The following is a 15,218-nucleotide window of genomic DNA, read 5'->3' on the forward strand; positions in this document are numbered from 1 at the left end:
TGCGGGTTGTTCATCCTCGTGCCCTGTGGTGCTTCGTGTCGCGACGACCACCATCAGGCCCTCACGGGCGATGAACAACCTCCTCAGAACCCACATTTAGACAGTTCAGCGTAGGCAATGAGGGATCCATCGGACTACTGAAAACAGACGGTACTCTGTTGGCGCGTTTCCCGGCGGACGAGAATGCCATCGGCCGCAACTTTACGGGCTCGCCGTTCTATCGCCACGTCTCGTCCGCGACCTCAGGCATTGTTCATTTCAGGAGCGTGCTCGACGGGGTTACGAGGATCAGCGCATATCACCGCAGCGAAAAACTCCCGCTGCTGGTTCTCGTCGCCAGGGGCCAACATGAGGTGCTTGCGCCCTGGCGCATTGAAGCGGCATGGCGCATGGGGATGGTGATCGGGCTTACTGTCCTGATTGGTCTGCTCGGTTCGCTCATGTTGCGTGAACTGACCCTCCGCCAACGCCTGCTCGCGATCGTTTCATCCCGTGAGGCCGAATTTCGCCTATTGGCCGAGGCTTCGAATGACATGGTCTCCCGGATCGCCTTCGATGGAACCCTGACATACGTTTCTCCAGCCTCCCTGCGCGTGCTCGGGTGGCCCCCGGAGAGTTTGGTCGGAGGAAACGCTCTCGCCGGGCTCAACCCGGAGGATAGGGCTGCGGTCGAAGGTGTCGTTGCAGCGCTAAAGACCGGAGAGCGAGAGGAGGCGATGATCGCCTACCGCACTCGGCACCGCAACACCGGGACCGTATGGCTTGAATCCTCCCTTTCCGTAACGCGCGACCCAAAGACCGGCCGTGTCGATGGTGTCGTGGCTATCTCGCGCGACGTAACGGAGCACAAGCAACTGGAGGGCCACCTCTCACGTCTCGCGACGCTGGACAGCTTGACCGGCCTTGCCAACCGTCGCTTTCTCGATGACCGGGCGGAACGCGAGCTGGCGATAGCTCGACAGAGCCGAAGCGATGTTAGCCTTCTGCTGATCGACGCTGATCACTTCAAAGCCTTCAACGATCATTACGGCCATCTAGCCGGCGACAATTGCCTTCAACAGATCGCGGCGGTGATCCAGAGCCACGCCACACGGCCGAGCGACCTTGCGGCTCGCTATGGTGGCGAGGAGTTCGCATTGCTGCTTGCCGAAACCAACCTGGCCGGCGCGAGGGTGGTTGCCGAGCGGATTCGCTCGGCAGTCCAAGAGCTTTCGATACCCCATGTCGGGAACTCGGCAGCACCAGTCGTAACGATCAGCATCGGAATTGCGACGGCCGGATCGCAGGCAGGCTGGCCATCTCTTAAGGGCCTGATCGCTCAAGCGGATGAGACGCTTTACCGCGCCAAATCCGACGGTCGAAATTGCGTCGGCAACGACCTGCCTCTGCATGAAGCCCCGCCTATTCAGCCAGGCCAAGCGCCGCCTCCGACGGCTCCTGCCTCACAAGCAGATCAGACGGCGCCGCGATGACATTTCAATAGCGATGAAAAACCAGCGCCGTCGATCGCGAGACGCCGATCGAAGGCGTGTCTATGTTTTGGAGCTGGACCGAAAATGTCGAACGATCCCAAGATACTCCTGTTTCCGGGCCGCTGAGTGACGGGCGAGCGCTGCCGAGTGGGGATCTCGTGACAGCGACCTCAGATCTCATCAAGTGCGCCGGCAACGTCAGCGAAGCAGCGAACGTCAGCGCCTTGTCCGAACGCGACAAATTGGAAGTGTTGCAGATCGCCAAGAGCATCGTGTCCCAAGGCTATTTCCTTTATCTGATCATCGCCAAAGAAGGCGACGTGATGGACGATGTTCGCGCCCGCATTAGGACGATCATCGGAGACCTTGCGCGAGTTTAAGCCATCCCCGCGCTGTCAGCCAAAGTCGGCTGGATACCTTTGGAGTTCCGAGACAAAACGGCCCGCCGCCGAAGGACGCGTTCGACGGCGGGCCGGGGGCGGGGGAGTGAAGCCCGCACCTCCTGCTCTTCTCGCCGTTGACAGCTCCGCTCAAGCGACAACGGGCCTTGCCTCGCGAGGCTGCTCACGGAGGCTAGTACGGATAAACCCAACGGCTGCCTTTGAAGTTCCAGCAGAACGTTAGGCAGAGGTTAATGACCTCATGGTACATCCGACGAAACAGGAGTTCATCATGCGTACCATGCGAGCCTTCATCGCCGACACTCGCGGCGCCACAGCTATCGAGTACGGCCTCATCGCCGCCGGCATCGCAGCGGTTGTCATCACGGCGGTCTACGCCCTCGGCTCGAAGGTGAACACCAAATTCACCGGTCTAAACACAGCGATGAAGTGATTGTCTTCACCGTCCCTTAAGGCATATGCCGTAGGGTAATTTTCAGGCAGCGTAGTTTTCGCCGGCAAGTGAGGGGAGAGCGCCCCAGCCAGCGCTTTCCCCTTTCGAGCTTTCGGCAGTCGCCGCGATGGGGGCCGGTGGTGGATGACCTATTCCTCAGCGACGCGCCGCCAGACAAGCCCTTCGTGCTGTCGATCCATCATGTTCGCGTCCTGAAGCTCGTTGCTCGGGGCCACGGCCAGTTGGTCAAATTACCCCTGAAGTTCAAGTTCGATCACCGGCTCGTCGATGAAATGGTCCAGGCTGGGATCCTTACCAAGGGCGACAGCGGTTGGCCGGGCGTTCCAGCCTATAGGTTGACAGCGAAAGGAAGTGAGGCAGAGAAGGCGTGGCTGACATCGCAAGTGGAAGGTGCTAAACTATCTTCCCGCTCTGTCTTTGACAGAACACGCTAGCTGACCGGTAGGATCAACGTTTGGCAAAAACCGCCGCCTCGGGGAAGCAGCGGGCCGAATATGATCCGGCCAACTCTGATAACCGACCTTGGTGGCAATCATCGCCCACAACGCGCCCCACGGAAGGGCCTTCTGGGCCGCCGCTGGCGATAGTGGCGAAAGTCGACACCAAATAGATGCAGCTCTTGCGTGACCCTGCCAATCATCTCGACCGGTCACACGCACACGTGGCCCCCGGTCAAATGGCCTGATACAACGTCGCCTGTCCGCATAAACAAGCTTTCGCGTTGGCGCCAGGCGGACCTGAGTGAACCGCTCCGGGTTTGAACTACGATCGATTGACCAAGCTGCGCCCAAATGGGTCGGCAGCAGACGGGCAATGACGTCGACGGCGCCACCGGGCCGTAACCGGCACAATCAATCGGATGAGACAATCCCGTTGGCCCGACTGATCGGCAATGCACATGCTCAACATCGGGGCAGCAAGGAGAATGGCAGAGCGGTGTTATCGATCCAATCCGCTGCCGTCGACAAGACATCGGCAGTGACCATCCCGAATTGAGCGCAGTGGCGAAATCCAACTGCCCGTTAAGCTCCGCTCCTAAATCGTCGCCTGAAACCAAATGTTCGGTATTTCTGCCCACTTCGGACCAGCGCTAACGAAATCGGATAGCGTTCGGCCTGACGCCCTTACCTGTTGCTGGCTCTAAAACGCCGAACGAGAACGATCTGCTTGAAGGCGGTTTACCCGGGGTGGGGAACCAAAGGCATTGCACCATTCCGTCGTCATCGACCCGCTCGACTGTCATCGTTGGACCTCCCGATTTGAGGCGAACTAGATCGCCAACGCTATAGGTTCGGGTCATCAGATTGACTGCTGCAAGAAAGGAACTTCTCCTACTGAAGATCTCGAAGGGGTGACAGCAAGCATAAGAGTCCGCTTCAATTCGGTTGCGTCGTGGACGAGCCGCGAAGTTCTTTTACGAAGCGCAGCGAATTTGCGGCGCCACTCGATCACTTGGTCGCTAGCTGACGCCGCATCGTCAAACACCCAAACAAGGAGGAACTCAGCCGCTACCACATCGTCCTCGAGCCAAAGCGTGAAGCGATACTCTTCGCGAGACGAAGCTTGCAAAATCTGACACTTCACCCCGCGCTCAAAGGCCCAAGCGCCAAGTTCCTCAAACATGAACAGCGAACCAACGGCGGAACCAAAAACTCGAGCTCGGACCCGCAGCCCCAAGTCGTGGCTTCCCTCGGACAGGGAAAGCCTGAACCTCAGACCGGGGAACCTCGCAGGTGAAAAGTCAAACCGCATCCTGGCCGATCCCGCGATGATAACTGCATCGGCAATGAGCCGACTTCCCGAAAGCGCTCCAGCGGGTTCGTCCCAAGGACCTGCGGCAAGTAAGCAAAATGCCAAGACGTATTTTGTGGACGATAGTCCGTGGCGTGCGCGTCGACAATCCCATTCCGTCGCCGCATGGACATTCGGAAAGTGGTTGCGCGCAATCTCCGGCGAACTCGGCGAGCCGTTGGCCTGTCGCAGGAGGCTTTAGCCGAGAAAGCAAGGGTCGACCGGTCCTACGTGTCGCGGGTAGAAGCGGGGAAAGTGTCAGTCGGGCTCGACACGCTTGCCGCGCTCGCGCGGGCCTTAGGCGTCGCACCGAGTGAATTGCTCAGGGACGGCTGAGAGTTTTGAACCTACTTTCGCTGGTAGCCGTTCCCGCGCATCCGGCTCGGTCACGGCCTCAGGCTCGACCAGCGCTTCAACATGATTCTTCGTCTGGAATCACACAAAGCCCCGGCTGAGCAACCCCGACCAGCTCCGCCGGGGCTTTGTGTTTCGGTCGGCGCCTGAATAAGGGAACACTGCAGACCGCTCCTAAGCGACGTCTTCTTCCGCGGCGGCTATGCCATCCACGGCACTACCATGGTGGGCCGCCTCGGCCGGGTGGACAGCCACGGCTGCATCCGCCTCGCCCCCGGCAATGCCCGCACCCTCTTCGAGATGGTGGCGCGCCAGCGTGGGTCGACCCGCATCGTCATCGAGGGCGCCTCGCCCCGCCAGGCGCCGCCGGCTGCCGTTGCGAGCCGCGCCACCCGCACCGCGCAGATGCGCCTCGCCCAGCCGACGCAGCGCCAGGCGGCTGTCCGCACGGCGGTGCCGCGGACCGTTCAGGGTGGCGCCATTCCGGCCGCCCAGCGCGTCGCCGCCCGCCCGGCGCCCCGCGTCATGGCGCCGGCGGGCGCCTCCGACAGCCGCTACTTCACCGAGTGGTATCTGCGCCGCTGAGCCGGTCCGCGCCGGTTCGATCCGGAGCGTCCGGCCGCGGCCGGACGGCGGGGTGTCATGCGCTTGCAATTCGGCGGCCGCGCCTTTATGCAGCGCCCTTCGTGGACAGGTGGCCGAGTGGTTGAAGGCGCACGCCTGGAAAGTGTGTATACGGGCAACCGTATCGCGGGTTCGAATCCCGCCCTGTCCGCCATCCCCAGATCTACGCCCTTCGGACAAGCGCCACGCGGCGCTGGCGATTACGCTGTCGTTCGAACCGCCTCGGCCGCGCGCTCGGCCGATTGAAGCGCGCCTTCCATGAACGAGCGCCAGACCGTCGCCGTTTCGGTTCCGGCGAAATGGATGCGGCCGATCCGCGCAAAAAGGTCCGGGGCCGCCGCCCAGCCGCCGGGGCTCCGACGGCTGGCATAGCCGCCCAGCGACCAAGGCTCCGCGCTCCAGTCCGTGGAGCGCCCGGCGATCGGCTCCGGAATGCCTTGGTTGGTCACGGAGCGCAGCCAGTGCATGATGCGCGTGATCCGGTCGGCCTCAACGGTCGTTCGACCGAGCTCCTGCCCGCTGGCCGCTGTCGAGAACAGCACCAGCACGCCGGTGGCTGCCTCCGGCGAGGACGCGTCCATGGCGGCGTTGCACAGGGCGCCGGGCGCGAGCAGCGACCCCGAAAGCCCCTGGTCACGCCACCACCGCGTCTCGAAGACCAGCACTGTCTTGACCACCGAGCCTGGCCGGTAGCCCGCAATCACCGCCCGGCGATGGTCCGGCAGGAGGGGAAGAAGCCCCATGGCCCCGTAGAGCTGCGGGGGCGTCGCGACGATCAGGTTCCGCGCACGGTGAGCCTCCGTCTCCGTCTCGACAATGACGAGGTCTGCCTCCTGCTGCACGCGCCGCACCGGCGCGTTGAGAACGACCGACGATCCAAGCCGGGCCGCCAGATGATCCGCGATGGGACCAGTCCCTTCTGCAAGGAACCATCCCGCGGAATCCGCCTCCGCCGCGCGCCCGCCAAGGGAGGCGAGCTGCTCCAGAAGCTCGCGCGCCGAGACGCCATCGGCAGGCGCGCAGAACTCCGCTTCGATGTAGCCCGTCATGAAACGGCGCGCCTCGTCCGTGAAGGCGATCTGGTGCAGGTATCGCGCCGCCGTCAGGTCATCGAGAGCCGCCGCGCCGGTGCGACGCAAGTCCCGCAGATGGCGGCCGATCCGCCAGTCGATCTGCATCGCGTCGAGTTTGCCCAAGGTCGACAGCGGCAGGCCGTCGTTATTGGCAAGGACGGGCTTCGCATGGTGCGAGGCCAGATGGATGCTCTTGCCGATGCGGCTCCGCCGAATGCGTGTCAGGCCGACTTCCGCAACGAGAGAGGACATCCGTGTATGGGCATCGCCGATGAACTGCGCCCCGAGATCGATGACCTGACCCCGGCACTGGGAGTGGTCTGGCGCAAGGCCTTCGGACAGAACGCGGCCGCCGACGCGCGAACGGGCCTCAAGCAAGCGCACCGAGGCGCCACTCTCCTTCAGCCGCCAGGCTGCCGACAGTCCCGCCAGGCCCGCGCCAACCACGACGACGTCCACGCTCGACATACTTGCTCCTTACAGGTCCCGACTGTTGGTCCGAAACGACGGACGAGAGGCTCGCCTGTCGCTTGACAGGTAAGCGGCGATTTGCACCTGTCAAGTGACAGGTAGAGGGATGGTTGATGACGATCCGAGACGAGGACGCGACCGGAACGTCGGTGGCGGCAAAGCCGACGGCGCAGCGTGCCCTGGAGGCCCTCAAGAGCCTGGCGCAGGAGAAGGGGCTCGATGATGTCTCGATGCGCGATGTCGCCAAGCGTCTGGGACTGTCCCTCGCGGCGCTCCAGTATCACTATCCCAACAAGGCCGCGCTGCTAGAGGCCTTCGTGCGTCAGACGGTCGCCTCATATCGCGAGCGGATCGAAACTGTCCTCGCCGTGAGCGCCGAGGGCGAGCACTTCGCCAGCCTTGTCCGGTTCGCAGCGATGGAAACGGCACACTGGGATAACCACGGCGTGATGGCGATGATCGAGGGCCGCGCCAGCCATGATGACGCGGCGAGAAACGCCATTCTGCTGTTCTTTCGATCCTATCTCGACATCATGCGCGACGCCTTGATGGCCGACTCTCCCGGGCTGCCACCTGCCAAGGCGCTCCTCACGGCAACCCTTGTTGTCTCGATGCTGGAAGGGCTGCCAACGCTGATCGAGCCGGCAGGCGATCTGGGAATCGATCCCGACGCGCTGGTCGATGCGATCATTCGCGCCGCGAAGATGCTGTCCGCCGGCATGATGTAGCGTCGGAACAGCGCGAATCCCATCTCGAGAGATCTCCCGGCGCCCATTGCGCGTAGACACTCCGTTTCGTGCGGGAGATCACGCCGATGCTGGCCGCCACGATGGACGCCCTTCGCCGCCTCTGGGCCTATTTCGACGCGCCGACCCCGCGCGGCTCCATCGCCGCCTCGGTGTCCTTCATCATCGTGTCGAACCAGCCCTTCTATCCGCTCTATCTCTACCTGCTGCTCGGCGGGCGGGCCTGGCCGTCGCTGCTGTCCTGGCTGTCCGGGCCGATCTTCGCCGCCGTGCCCTACCTCCTGCGCCAGGGTGAGGCCCGCGGGGCCGCGGCGCTCATGGTCGCCGGCATCGGCAACACCGCGCTCTGCACGGCCGCGCTCGGCCCGGCCTCCGGTGTCGAACTCTTCTACCTGCCCTGCCTCGTCCTGCCGCTGCTGACGCTGGCGGGGCGCGAGCGTCTCGTCGGTCTCGGCGCGACAGTGGCGGCCATCGTCCTGTTGATGGCGCTGGTGCGGCTGGTGGGCTTCGAGGGGCTCGTTGCCATCAGCGCAGAAGAGACGGCGACGCTTCAGCGCATCAACGCCTTCAGCGTCACCGGCCTGACGTGCGTGATGGCTTTCCTCGCCCGACGGCTGCGGGGACCCGCCCTCAGCCCGGCGCCCGGGCCGACAAGCGTCGCGCCGCCAGCAGGCCGATGACGGCGGAAGCGCCGGTCAGCACCGTGCCCCAGGCGGTGTCGGTGATGACCAGGCCCCAGCTCCAAAGCCGCATCGTCGCGTGGTTGGTCAATTCATAGGTTATGTAGGCGAAGAAGCCGAAAGCCGCGCCATTGCCGGCAGCAGTGGCCAGCGAACCGTCGGCCAGCGCCGGACGGATGGCGAAATGCACGATGCCGGCGGGGAAGAGCAGGTAGAACAGCGCGGCCGGCAGCAGCCGGGCATCCTGCAGCAGTACGTCGCCGAGCACGGCGCGGAACATCGGCACGCCGAAGGCCATGAGATAGGGCACGTCGATGAGGATGAAGGCGAGGAGGGTGACAAAGTAGGCTACGACGAGACGTTGGATCATGGGATGAGGGTCCGGGGTCAGGCCTTGCGGCCGCTGGGGTGTGGCTCGGATACGGCTCGATGGCCCCGATGGACCATGGCGCCAATGGTGTCGCGACCGGCAGCCGCAGTCCATGAGAACCGGCGAGCCGCAATCCGCGTAATCAGAACAGTGCCATGAGGTTCCCGATGCCGGACGACAGGATATCCAGCGACCGGCCTGCCGAGCCCGGGCCGACCGTCTTCTACGACGGCTCCTGCCCCCTCTGCCGGGCCGAGATCGATCTCTACCGTCGCCAGGACGGCGAGGGCCGGCTGTGCTTCGTCGACGTGGCCTCGCCCGATGCGCCGCTCGACCCGCGGCTGACGCCCGAGGCCGCCATGGCCCGCTTCCATGTCCGCGAGGCGGACGGCACGCTGCGCTCCGGCGCGGCGGCCTTCGTCACGCTCTGGGGCGCGGTGCCGGCCTGGCGCTGGGTCGCCAGGCTCGGTCGCCTTCCCGGCGTGACGCCCCTGCTCGAACTCGCCTATCGCGGCTTCCTGCCCGTGCGTCCGTTCCTCTCCCGGGCTGTCGCCCGTTGGCAGCGCCGCCGCGTCAGGGCCTGATCCGCCCCGCCACCGCGAAGCTACCGCCGCGCCGCTCCAGCACGATGCCCTCGCCCGAGGCGGGAAAGATGCCGGTCAACGCGGTGATGTTCACCTGATGGGTGACCGCGACCAGTGCGCCAGGGCCACTCCAACCGGCAAGAATCTCCCGTGCCGCCGCCGTCTGGGCGTCGCCCCGTCCCCGGTCCGAGAAGAACGAGTTGAAGGCCGGTGCGTCGGTCGCCCGACCGGGAAAGGCCAGCGCCGCGGTGTCCCGCGTCCGGCACCATTGCGAGGTGAGCACGCTGCCCACCGAGATGCCGCGTGTCGTGAAGGCGAGGCCGATGCGGCGAGCCTGCTCCCGTCCCGCGGCGTCGAGATTGCGCTGGCTGGCGCAGTCGCCGATCCGCATGCCCGGCGGATCGCCACCGCCCGGCGCATTGGCATGGCGGAACAGGACGATGCCGCCTGAGGCCAGCACGGCCCAGGCGCGCGCCTCGTCGGCCATGGCCGGGACAGCGGGCGACACGAGGGCCGCGGCCAGCAAGCCGGCAAATATCCTGCGGTCGATCGCTCGCGCGGCCATGGGATGCTCCTTTAAAAGGAGCTACGCCACCACGCCGGAGCCGGATCGCCGCTTCACCCGTCACGCCGCTCGAAGCGCGCCCGCAAGGCCTCGGGTATGCCGGTGCAGGTCTTGGCGGCAGGCCGGCGGAACGTGCCCTCGGTCGCCTTGGCGGGCCGGAGCGCCACCAGCGCCTCGACCTGTTTCACCGCCGCCTGGATGCCATCGACCAGCGGCACCGGCACGCGGTCGCGGACGCTCTGGGCAAGGCCCGAGAGCGGCGCACCGGCGAGGATGACCACATCGGCGCCGGCCTCCGCCACCACTCGGTTGGCGAGCGCCACCAGCGCCTCCTCCTTCTCCTCCTGCACGTCGGCGATGGAGGCGAAGGCGCCCTGGAGCGCGAAGATGCCGGCGCAGCGGCCGCGCAAGCCGTTCCAGTCGAGGCACTCGTTGTACCAGGGCACGAGCCCGCCGGAGAAGGTGACGATGGCGAACGTGCGGCCGAGCATGCAGGCGGTGAGCATCGCCGCCTCGGCCATGCCGACGACGGGAATGTCGAAGAGTTCGCGCGCGCCGCCAAGGCCGGGATCGCCGAAGGCGGCGATGATCGCCGCGTCCACGTCGCGGTGGCGTTCGGCCAGCATTTCCAGCGCGACGGCCGAGCCGATCACCGCATCGGCGCGGGTAGCGATGTAGGGCACGCCGCGCGGCGCGGTCATCGGCACCAGCTCCGTCGCCGGCGCCTTCACCGCAGCCGCAGCCGCCATGAGTCGCGCGGTGACGGCCTCGGTCGTGTTGGGATTGGCGACGAGGATGCGCATGGGTCAGGCCCCGAAGGCGGAGAGGGCGGGGCGGGGCTGCCAGGGCTCGAGGCCAAGGCCTGCCCGCCAGTGATGGGCGATGGCATCGCGCCGCGCGAACCAGACGCCGGGCGTTGCCGCCATGTGGTCGAGGAGCCGCTCGAGCCCGCCGATACGGCCGGGCCGACCGATGATGCGGAGGTGCAGGCCGATCGAGAGCATGCGTGGCTCGTCGGCCCCCTCCGCCATCAGCCGGTCGAAGGCGCCGATGCAGTAGCGGGCGAAATCGTCGGCCTGGATGAAGCCGCCCCCCGGCTGGAAACGCATGTCGTTGGTGTCGAAGGCGTAGGGCAGAATGACGAGGTCGCGGTCGCCTTGGGCGTGCATGAACGGCATGTCGTCGTTGTAGGCATTGGAATCGTAGAGGAAGCCGCCCTGCTCGACGAGCAGCCGCCGCGTGTTCACCGAGGTCGCGGAGCGGGTGTGCCAGCCGACCGGCGGCGTGCCGGCGGCCGCCGCGATGGCGGCGACGCTCTTGCCGATCGCCGCGCGCTCGGTCGCCTCGGGCATGTTGACGTGCTTCTCCCAGCGCCAGCCGTGGCAGGAGACCTCGTGGCCGTCCGCCACGGCCTCCTGCGCCAGCCAGGGCGAGAGGGCAATGGCGCGGCCGCAGGCGTTCAGCGTCGTGGCGATGCCGCGATCGGCGAGGGCCTTGCGGATGCGCGGCCAGCCGCGACGGGTGCCATATTCGTAATGGCTCTCCATGCAGAGGTCGCGCGAGCCCTCGATGCGCTCCACGGCCTCGTAGATGAACTCGTTGGCCTCGTCCCCGGCACCGAGCGACAGCTCCGCGCCCTCCTCAATATTGACGACGATGGAGACGGCGAGACGCGCCTCGTTCGGCCAGCGAATGGCGGGCGGCGAGGCGCCGTAGCCGCGGAAGTCGCGGTCGGTGACGGGCGGGGCGGCGAGGGACATGTCAGAAATCCGCGAGGCGCCTCAGACCCACCAGCCTGTCGCCGATGATGAGCGCGATCACCGCCAGCAGGATGAGCCCCGTCGAGATCGCGGCGATGACCGGATCCGGGCGCTCCTCCACGAACTGTAGCATCTGGATCGGCAGCGTCTTGGTCCAGGCATCGGTGAAGAAGATGGAGATCGGATAATTGTCCATTGAGGCGAGGAAGGCGAACATGGCCGAGGTCAGGAAGGCCGGTGCCAGCGCCGGGACCATCACCTTGCGCAGCGCCTTGCCATAGGAACAGCCGAGCGTGCGCGCGGCGTCGATCAGCGTGAAATCGAAGAGGCTGAGCGCGGCGAGAACGGTGCGCACCACATAGGGCATGGTGATGACCACGTGGGCGACGAGCAGGCTCGGCCAGGCCTCGCGCAGCCCCACCGCCTTGAAGCCCTGCAGCATGGCGATGCCGACCACGAGGCCGGGCAGCATCAGCGGCGACACGAGGAACGTGGCGATGGAATCGCGCCCCGGGAAGCGGCCACGCACCAGAGCGATGGCGCAGAGCGTGCCGAGCACCAGCGAAATGAGCGTCGACAGCGCCGCGATCTGCACGGAGGTGGCGAGCGCCGGCCACAGGCCGCGCGTGCCCGGCAACTGGTTGTACCAGCGCATCGACCAGGCCGGTGGCGGCAGGGTGAAGACCGCCGAAGATCCGAAGGACACGGCCACCGTCACCACCAGCGGCGTCAGCAGGAAGATGATGGCGAAGATCGCGAAGACCCAGACGAGAGCGGAGGCGATGCGTTCGGTGGCGGTCATTGTGAGCCTCCAAGGCGCTTCGCGAGCCACGACGAGGCGACGACGATGGAGACGGCGAGGACCAGCAGCACGACGGCCGTCGTGGAGCCCAGCGCCTCGTTGCGCATCAGGAGGAACGACCGGCCGGTGAGCGTCGCCAGCATCTGGAAGCGGTCGCCGATGAGCAGGCTCGGGATGACGAACATCGACACGGACATCGAGAAGACGAAGGCGATGCCGGAGACGAGGCCCGGCATGGTCAGCGGCAGGAAGATGCGGCGGAAGCGGTAGAACGGGCTCGCCCCCAGCGTCGCGCCGGCTTCCGACAGGCGCGGGTCGATGAGCTTCACCACCGAATAGATCGGCAGGATCATGAAGGGGAGGAAGACATTGGCCGCGCCGAGGACGAGGCCGGATTCGGTGAAGAGCAGCCGCTGCGGCTCGCTCCAGATGCCGGTGCCGACGAGGAACTGCGAGACGACGCCGTCGCGCCTCAGCACGATCTGCCAGGCGAAGGCCTTCACCACCACGCCGATCGAGAGCGGCAGGATGATCGCCACCAGCAGCGCCACCTGCATGAGGCCCTTGGCCCGCGCCATGGCGATGGCGACGGGAAAGCCGATGACGAGGCAGACGAGCGTCGTCAGGAGCGCGATGCGCAGCGTGTTCCAGATGACCCGCCACGAATAGGGATCGGAGAAGAACTGGATGAAGAGGGAGAGCGTGAAGCCCTCCGGTCCCGTGACGCTGCGCGCCAGCAGGAAGACCAGCGGCAGGGCATAGACGATGGCGAGGTAGCCGACCGCCGGAACGGCGAGCCAGGCGACGCGGTCCTTCTGCCCGCCCGCCGGCGCGGGTGTGGCTGCGGATGCACTCATGGCGCCGGCGCCGGATAGAGCAGCGTGTCGGCGACGCGCCAGGACAGCGCCATTTCCGCCCCCGGTATGGCGCCACCGGGAATCCCCTCGACGCTCTCGATCTGGATCGGCAGCGTCTCCGGCGCATCGAAATGCGCATGAATGCGCGAGCCCTGGAACACGACGTCCGACAGTCTCGCTCGAATGGTGTTCTCGGCGCCATTTTCGCCGAAAGCCATCAGCTCCGGCCGGACCGCCGCCAGGACCGGGCTACCCGCGACGAATCGGCCGGGAGCGCGGATGCGGCCATGGGCGGTGTCGATGAGAACCTCGCCCTCAGTCGTACTGTCCACCACCGTGCCGGCGAGCCGTGTCGACAGGCCGACGAATTCCAGGGCGAAGGGCGTCGCCGGGCGCTTGTAGATGGTGGCGGGGTCGGCGAGCTGCTCGATCCGGCCGCGGTTCATCACCGCGATCCGGTCGGACATCATCAGCGCCTCGTCCTGGTCGTGGGTGACGAAGATCGCCGTCGTGCCGACCTCGCGCAGCAGCCGCTTCAGCTCGATCTGCATGGTCTCGCGCAGCTTGCGGTCGAGCGCCGAGAAGGGCTCGTCGAGAAGCATCAGCTTGGGCTTCACGGCGAGAGCGCGCGCCACCGCCACGCGCTGCTGCTGGCCACCCGAGAGCGCCCGCACCGAGCGGTCGGCGAGCGCCTCCATGTGGATGAGGTTCAGGAAGCGCGCGACGGTCGCGCGGATCTCGTCTTTCGGCGCGCCGCGGGCCTCGAGGCCGAAGGCGACGTTCTCGGCCACCGTCAGGTGGGGAAAGAGCGCGTAGCTCTGGAACACCACGCCGACGTCGCGATGGTGCGGCGGTTTGCTCGAGATATCGACGCCGTCGAGGACGACGGCGCCGCTATCGGATGAGAGCAGGCCTGCCACGATGCGCAGCAGCGTGGTCTTGCCGCAGCCGGAAGGGCCGAGCAGCGACACGAACTCGCCGCGCGCGACGGCAAGGTCGACGCCGTCGAGCACGGTCGTGGGGCCGAAGGACTTGGCGGCCTTGCGGACGTCGAGGAAGGCAGGGGATGCGGTCTCGGTCATGGCTGCGGCCGGGGGCGGCGCACCGCCCCCGTCATGCTCACATCGACATCTCGCGGTCCCAGCGCCGCACCCAGTCGTTGCGGTTGTCGGCGACGAAACCCCAGTCGATCGTGTGGATGGCGACGCCCGTGGGCATGCCGGGCGGGGGCGGCACGTCGACATTGGTCGGCAGCGCGAAGGTCGGCGGGGCGATCTTGGCCTGGATCTCGGCGCCGAGCAGCTCGTTCACATAGGCGAAGGCGAGGTCCTGGTTCGGGCCGCCCTTCACCACGGCGATGCCCGACGGCACCGGGAAGATGCCTTCCTTCGGGGCGGCGAGGCCGATGGGCGCGCCGTCGAGCCGGCGCTGCAAGGCGAAGGAGGAGAGCGCGCCGACGATCATGTGCGCCTCGCCCTGCTCCAGAAGGCTGAAAGCCTGCGGCATCTGGTTGTAGACGGTGAGCAGGTTGGGCTTCAGCGAGACGAGCTTCTTGAAGCCGTTCTCGGTGTCGCGGGCCGCCTCGGCCATCGGCTTGCCGGTGGCGAGGTGCGAGGCCATGAACAGGTTGGGCAAGCCCTCCGTGTTCTGCAGCGAGGGGATGATGATGCGGCCCTTGAACTTCGGGTCATAGGCATCGTTCCAGGAGGCCGGCGGCTCCTTCAGCACGTTGGTGTTGTAGGCGATGCCCTGCCAGGGCTGCAGGTAGTTCGCCCACTGGCCCTCCATGTGGATCGTGCCCGGCTTCAGCTTGGCGACGTTGGGCGCCTTCGCCGCGGTGATCGGCTCGAGCAGCTGCTCTCGCACCGCGAGGATCATCACCGGATCGTCCATCTGCACGACCGACAGATAGGGCCGGTCCTTGTTCTTCTGCATCTTCTCGAGGTTCACCAGCGAACGGGTGCCCTCGAAGGTGAGCTTGGCGTTGTACTTGCGCTCGAAGATCGGGGCGACGTGGGCATCGACCCAGGGCTTGTGGCTCGCCGCGCCGCCCACAACGATCTCACGCGTCTGCGCCCGCAGGACCGAGGGAGCCGAGAGCGTACCGATGGCGCCGGCCCCAAGGCCGGCAAGGAGAATGCGGCGGTCGATGCCGTCCTTGGTGAAGCGGGTCATGCGCAGGTCCTCGCGTTGGCCGGGAAGCGCACCCGGCTG

The 15,218-nt window shown here is 66.2% G+C and carries 18 protein-coding genes, 1 tRNA gene and 1 pseudogene; 10 read left to right on the forward strand and 10 right to left on the reverse strand.

What is annotated here, in order from left to right; all coding sequences use genetic code 11:
• Positions 1-113: 113 nt before the first annotated feature.
• From C8P69_RS24575 to C8P69_RS17940, 4 genes and pseudogenes are all read left to right on the forward strand, one after another.
• Positions 114-323 (forward strand): annotated as a pseudogene (locus tag C8P69_RS24575) (hypothetical protein); the annotation flags it as partial.
• Positions 324-440: 117 nt separating this feature from the next.
• Entirely contained in the window at positions 441-1,472 is a 1,032-nt protein-coding gene (locus C8P69_RS17930; RefSeq protein ID WP_425440769.1) for a GGDEF domain-containing protein, read from the forward strand.
• 62 nt (positions 1,473-1,534) lie between these two features.
• Positions 1,535-1,852: a hypothetical protein gene (locus C8P69_RS17935; RefSeq protein WP_146167373.1), complete on the forward strand. Its 318-nt coding sequence runs from the start codon at positions 1,535-1,537 to the stop codon at positions 1,850-1,852.
• Between the two features lie 292 nt (positions 1,853-2,144).
• Positions 2,145-2,306: a Flp family type IVb pilin gene (locus C8P69_RS17940; RefSeq protein WP_108179010.1), complete on the forward strand. Its 162-nt coding sequence runs from the start codon at positions 2,145-2,147 to the stop codon at positions 2,304-2,306.
• Positions 2,307-3,417: 1,111 nt separating this feature from the next.
• Here the strand turns inward: C8P69_RS17940 and C8P69_RS24580 are convergent.
• Positions 3,418-3,627, reverse strand: a complete 210-nt coding sequence (locus C8P69_RS24580; RefSeq protein WP_108178826.1) for a YodC family protein — start codon at positions 3,625-3,627, stop codon at positions 3,418-3,420.
• 617 nt (positions 3,628-4,244) lie between these two features.
• Between C8P69_RS24580 and C8P69_RS17955 the strand changes: the two genes are divergently transcribed.
• The 3 genes from C8P69_RS17955 (at position 4,245) to C8P69_RS17965 (ending at position 5,250) form a co-directional block, all read left to right on the forward strand.
• Positions 4,245-4,454 (forward strand): helix-turn-helix domain-containing protein, encoded by a 210-nt coding sequence (locus C8P69_RS17955; protein ID WP_108178828.1) that lies wholly within the window; start codon positions 4,245-4,247, stop codon positions 4,452-4,454.
• A gap of 168 nt (positions 4,455-4,622) precedes the next feature.
• Entirely contained in the window at positions 4,623-5,057 is a 435-nt protein-coding gene (locus C8P69_RS17960; protein WP_281260073.1) for a L,D-transpeptidase family protein, read from the forward strand.
• A gap of 103 nt (positions 5,058-5,160) precedes the next feature.
• Positions 5,161-5,250: transfer RNA gene (locus C8P69_RS17965), tRNA-Ser, on the forward strand.
• Positions 5,251-5,296: 46 nt separating this feature from the next.
• Here the strand turns inward: C8P69_RS17965 and C8P69_RS17970 are convergent.
• On the reverse strand, positions 5,297-6,628 hold the full coding sequence (locus tag C8P69_RS17970) for a flavin monoamine oxidase family protein (RefSeq protein ID WP_170118291.1): 1,332 nt from the start codon (positions 6,626-6,628) through the stop codon (positions 5,297-5,299).
• A gap of 125 nt (positions 6,629-6,753) precedes the next feature.
• Here C8P69_RS17970 and C8P69_RS17975 point away from each other — a divergent pair, with 125 nt between their 5' ends.
• Entirely contained in the window at positions 6,754-7,368 is a 615-nt protein-coding gene (locus C8P69_RS17975; RefSeq protein WP_108178831.1) for a TetR/AcrR family transcriptional regulator, read from the forward strand.
• A gap of 86 nt (positions 7,369-7,454) precedes the next feature.
• Positions 7,455-8,066, forward strand: a complete 612-nt coding sequence (locus C8P69_RS17980; protein WP_108178832.1) for a hypothetical protein — start codon at positions 7,455-7,457, stop codon at positions 8,064-8,066.
• Here the strand turns inward: C8P69_RS17980 and C8P69_RS17985 are convergent.
• Positions 8,017-8,436: a DUF2177 family protein gene (locus C8P69_RS17985; RefSeq protein ID WP_170118292.1), complete on the reverse strand. Its 420-nt coding sequence runs from the start codon at positions 8,434-8,436 to the stop codon at positions 8,017-8,019. The two genes, C8P69_RS17980 and C8P69_RS17985, sit on opposite strands and share 50 nt — an antisense overlap.
• Before the next feature lie 155 nt (positions 8,437-8,591).
• Here C8P69_RS17985 and C8P69_RS17990 point away from each other — a divergent pair, with 155 nt between their 5' ends.
• Positions 8,592-9,020 carry a thiol-disulfide oxidoreductase DCC family protein gene (locus C8P69_RS17990; RefSeq protein ID WP_245902118.1) on the forward strand — a complete coding sequence of 143 codons (429 nt, stop codon included), beginning with the start codon at positions 8,592-8,594 and terminating at the stop codon, positions 9,018-9,020.
• Here C8P69_RS17990 and C8P69_RS17995 read toward each other — a convergent pair.
• From C8P69_RS17995 to C8P69_RS18025, 7 genes are read right to left on the reverse strand one after another with little or no spacing between them, the layout of a single operon-like run.
• Positions 9,010-9,585 (reverse strand): histidine phosphatase family protein, encoded by a 576-nt coding sequence (locus tag C8P69_RS17995; RefSeq protein ID WP_108178835.1) that lies wholly within the window; start codon positions 9,583-9,585, stop codon positions 9,010-9,012. The two genes, C8P69_RS17990 and C8P69_RS17995, sit on opposite strands and share 11 nt — an antisense overlap.
• A 53-nt stretch (positions 9,586-9,638) precedes the next feature.
• Positions 9,639-10,388 (reverse strand): aspartate/glutamate racemase family protein, encoded by a 750-nt coding sequence (locus tag C8P69_RS18000; protein WP_108178836.1) that lies wholly within the window; start codon positions 10,386-10,388, stop codon positions 9,639-9,641.
• A gap of 3 nt (positions 10,389-10,391) precedes the next feature.
• Positions 10,392-11,345 carry a polysaccharide deacetylase family protein gene (locus C8P69_RS18005; RefSeq protein ID WP_108178837.1) on the reverse strand — a complete coding sequence of 318 codons (954 nt, stop codon included), beginning with the start codon at positions 11,343-11,345 and terminating at the stop codon, positions 10,392-10,394.
• Position 11,346: 1 nt separating this feature from the next.
• The gene (locus C8P69_RS18010) at positions 11,347-12,147 is read right to left on the reverse strand and encodes an ABC transporter permease (protein ID WP_108178838.1); all 801 of its coding nucleotides are present in this window, start codon (positions 12,145-12,147) and stop codon (positions 11,347-11,349) included.
• On the reverse strand, positions 12,144-13,004 hold the full coding sequence (locus C8P69_RS18015; RefSeq protein WP_108178839.1) for an ABC transporter permease: 861 nt from the start codon (positions 13,002-13,004) through the stop codon (positions 12,144-12,146). Before C8P69_RS18015 ends, C8P69_RS18010 begins: the two co-directional genes overlap by 4 nt.
• Positions 13,001-14,086 (reverse strand): ABC transporter ATP-binding protein, encoded by a 1,086-nt coding sequence (locus C8P69_RS18020; RefSeq protein ID WP_108178840.1) that lies wholly within the window; start codon positions 14,084-14,086, stop codon positions 13,001-13,003. Before C8P69_RS18020 ends, C8P69_RS18015 begins: the two co-directional genes overlap by 4 nt.
• Before the next feature lie 37 nt (positions 14,087-14,123).
• Positions 14,124-15,179, reverse strand: coding sequence for an ABC transporter substrate-binding protein (locus tag C8P69_RS18025; protein ID WP_108178841.1), 1,056 nt, complete (start codon positions 15,177-15,179; stop codon positions 14,124-14,126).
• Positions 15,180-15,218: the final 39 nt, after the last annotated feature.

The organism is Phreatobacter oligotrophus (assembly GCF_003046185.1).
GTDB classification, from domain to species: Bacteria; Pseudomonadota; Alphaproteobacteria; order Rhizobiales; family Phreatobacteraceae; genus Phreatobacter; species Phreatobacter oligotrophus.

Coding starts and splice junctions, on each gene's coding strand:
- C8P69_RS17930 (WP_425440769.1), top strand. CDS start 441: ATGTTGCGTGAACTGACCCTCCGCCAACGCCTGCTCGCGATCGTTTCA.
- C8P69_RS17935 (WP_146167373.1), top strand. CDS start 1,535: ATGTTTTGGAGCTGGACCGAAAATGTCGAACGATCCCAAGATACTCCT.
- C8P69_RS17940 (WP_108179010.1), top strand. CDS start 2,145: ATGCGTACCATGCGAGCCTTCATCGCCGACACTCGCGGCGCCACAGCT.
- C8P69_RS24580 (WP_108178826.1), bottom strand. CDS start 3,627: ATGACCCGAACCTATAGCGTTGGCGATCTAGTTCGCCTCAAATCGGGA.
- C8P69_RS17955 (WP_108178828.1), top strand. CDS start 4,245: ATGGACATTCGGAAAGTGGTTGCGCGCAATCTCCGGCGAACTCGGCGA.
- C8P69_RS17975 (WP_108178831.1), top strand. CDS start 6,754: ATGACGATCCGAGACGAGGACGCGACCGGAACGTCGGTGGCGGCAAAG.
- C8P69_RS17980 (WP_108178832.1), top strand. CDS start 7,455: ATGCTGGCCGCCACGATGGACGCCCTTCGCCGCCTCTGGGCCTATTTC.
- C8P69_RS17985 (WP_170118292.1), bottom strand. CDS start 8,436: ATGATCCAACGTCTCGTCGTAGCCTACTTTGTCACCCTCCTCGCCTTC.
- C8P69_RS17990 (WP_245902118.1), top strand. CDS start 8,592: ATGAGGTTCCCGATGCCGGACGACAGGATATCCAGCGACCGGCCTGCC.
- C8P69_RS17995 (WP_108178835.1), bottom strand. CDS start 9,585: ATGGCCGCGCGAGCGATCGACCGCAGGATATTTGCCGGCTTGCTGGCC.
- C8P69_RS18000 (WP_108178836.1), bottom strand. CDS start 10,388: ATGCGCATCCTCGTCGCCAATCCCAACACGACCGAGGCCGTCACCGCG.
- C8P69_RS18005 (WP_108178837.1), bottom strand. CDS start 11,345: ATGTCCCTCGCCGCCCCGCCCGTCACCGACCGCGACTTCCGCGGCTAC.
- C8P69_RS18010 (WP_108178838.1), bottom strand. CDS start 12,147: ATGACCGCCACCGAACGCATCGCCTCCGCTCTCGTCTGGGTCTTCGCG.
- C8P69_RS18015 (WP_108178839.1), bottom strand. CDS start 13,004: ATGAGTGCATCCGCAGCCACACCCGCGCCGGCGGGCGGGCAGAAGGAC.
- C8P69_RS18020 (WP_108178840.1), bottom strand. CDS start 14,086: ATGACCGAGACCGCATCCCCTGCCTTCCTCGACGTCCGCAAGGCCGCC.
- C8P69_RS18025 (WP_108178841.1), bottom strand. CDS start 15,179: ATGACCCGCTTCACCAAGGACGGCATCGACCGCCGCATTCTCCTTGCC.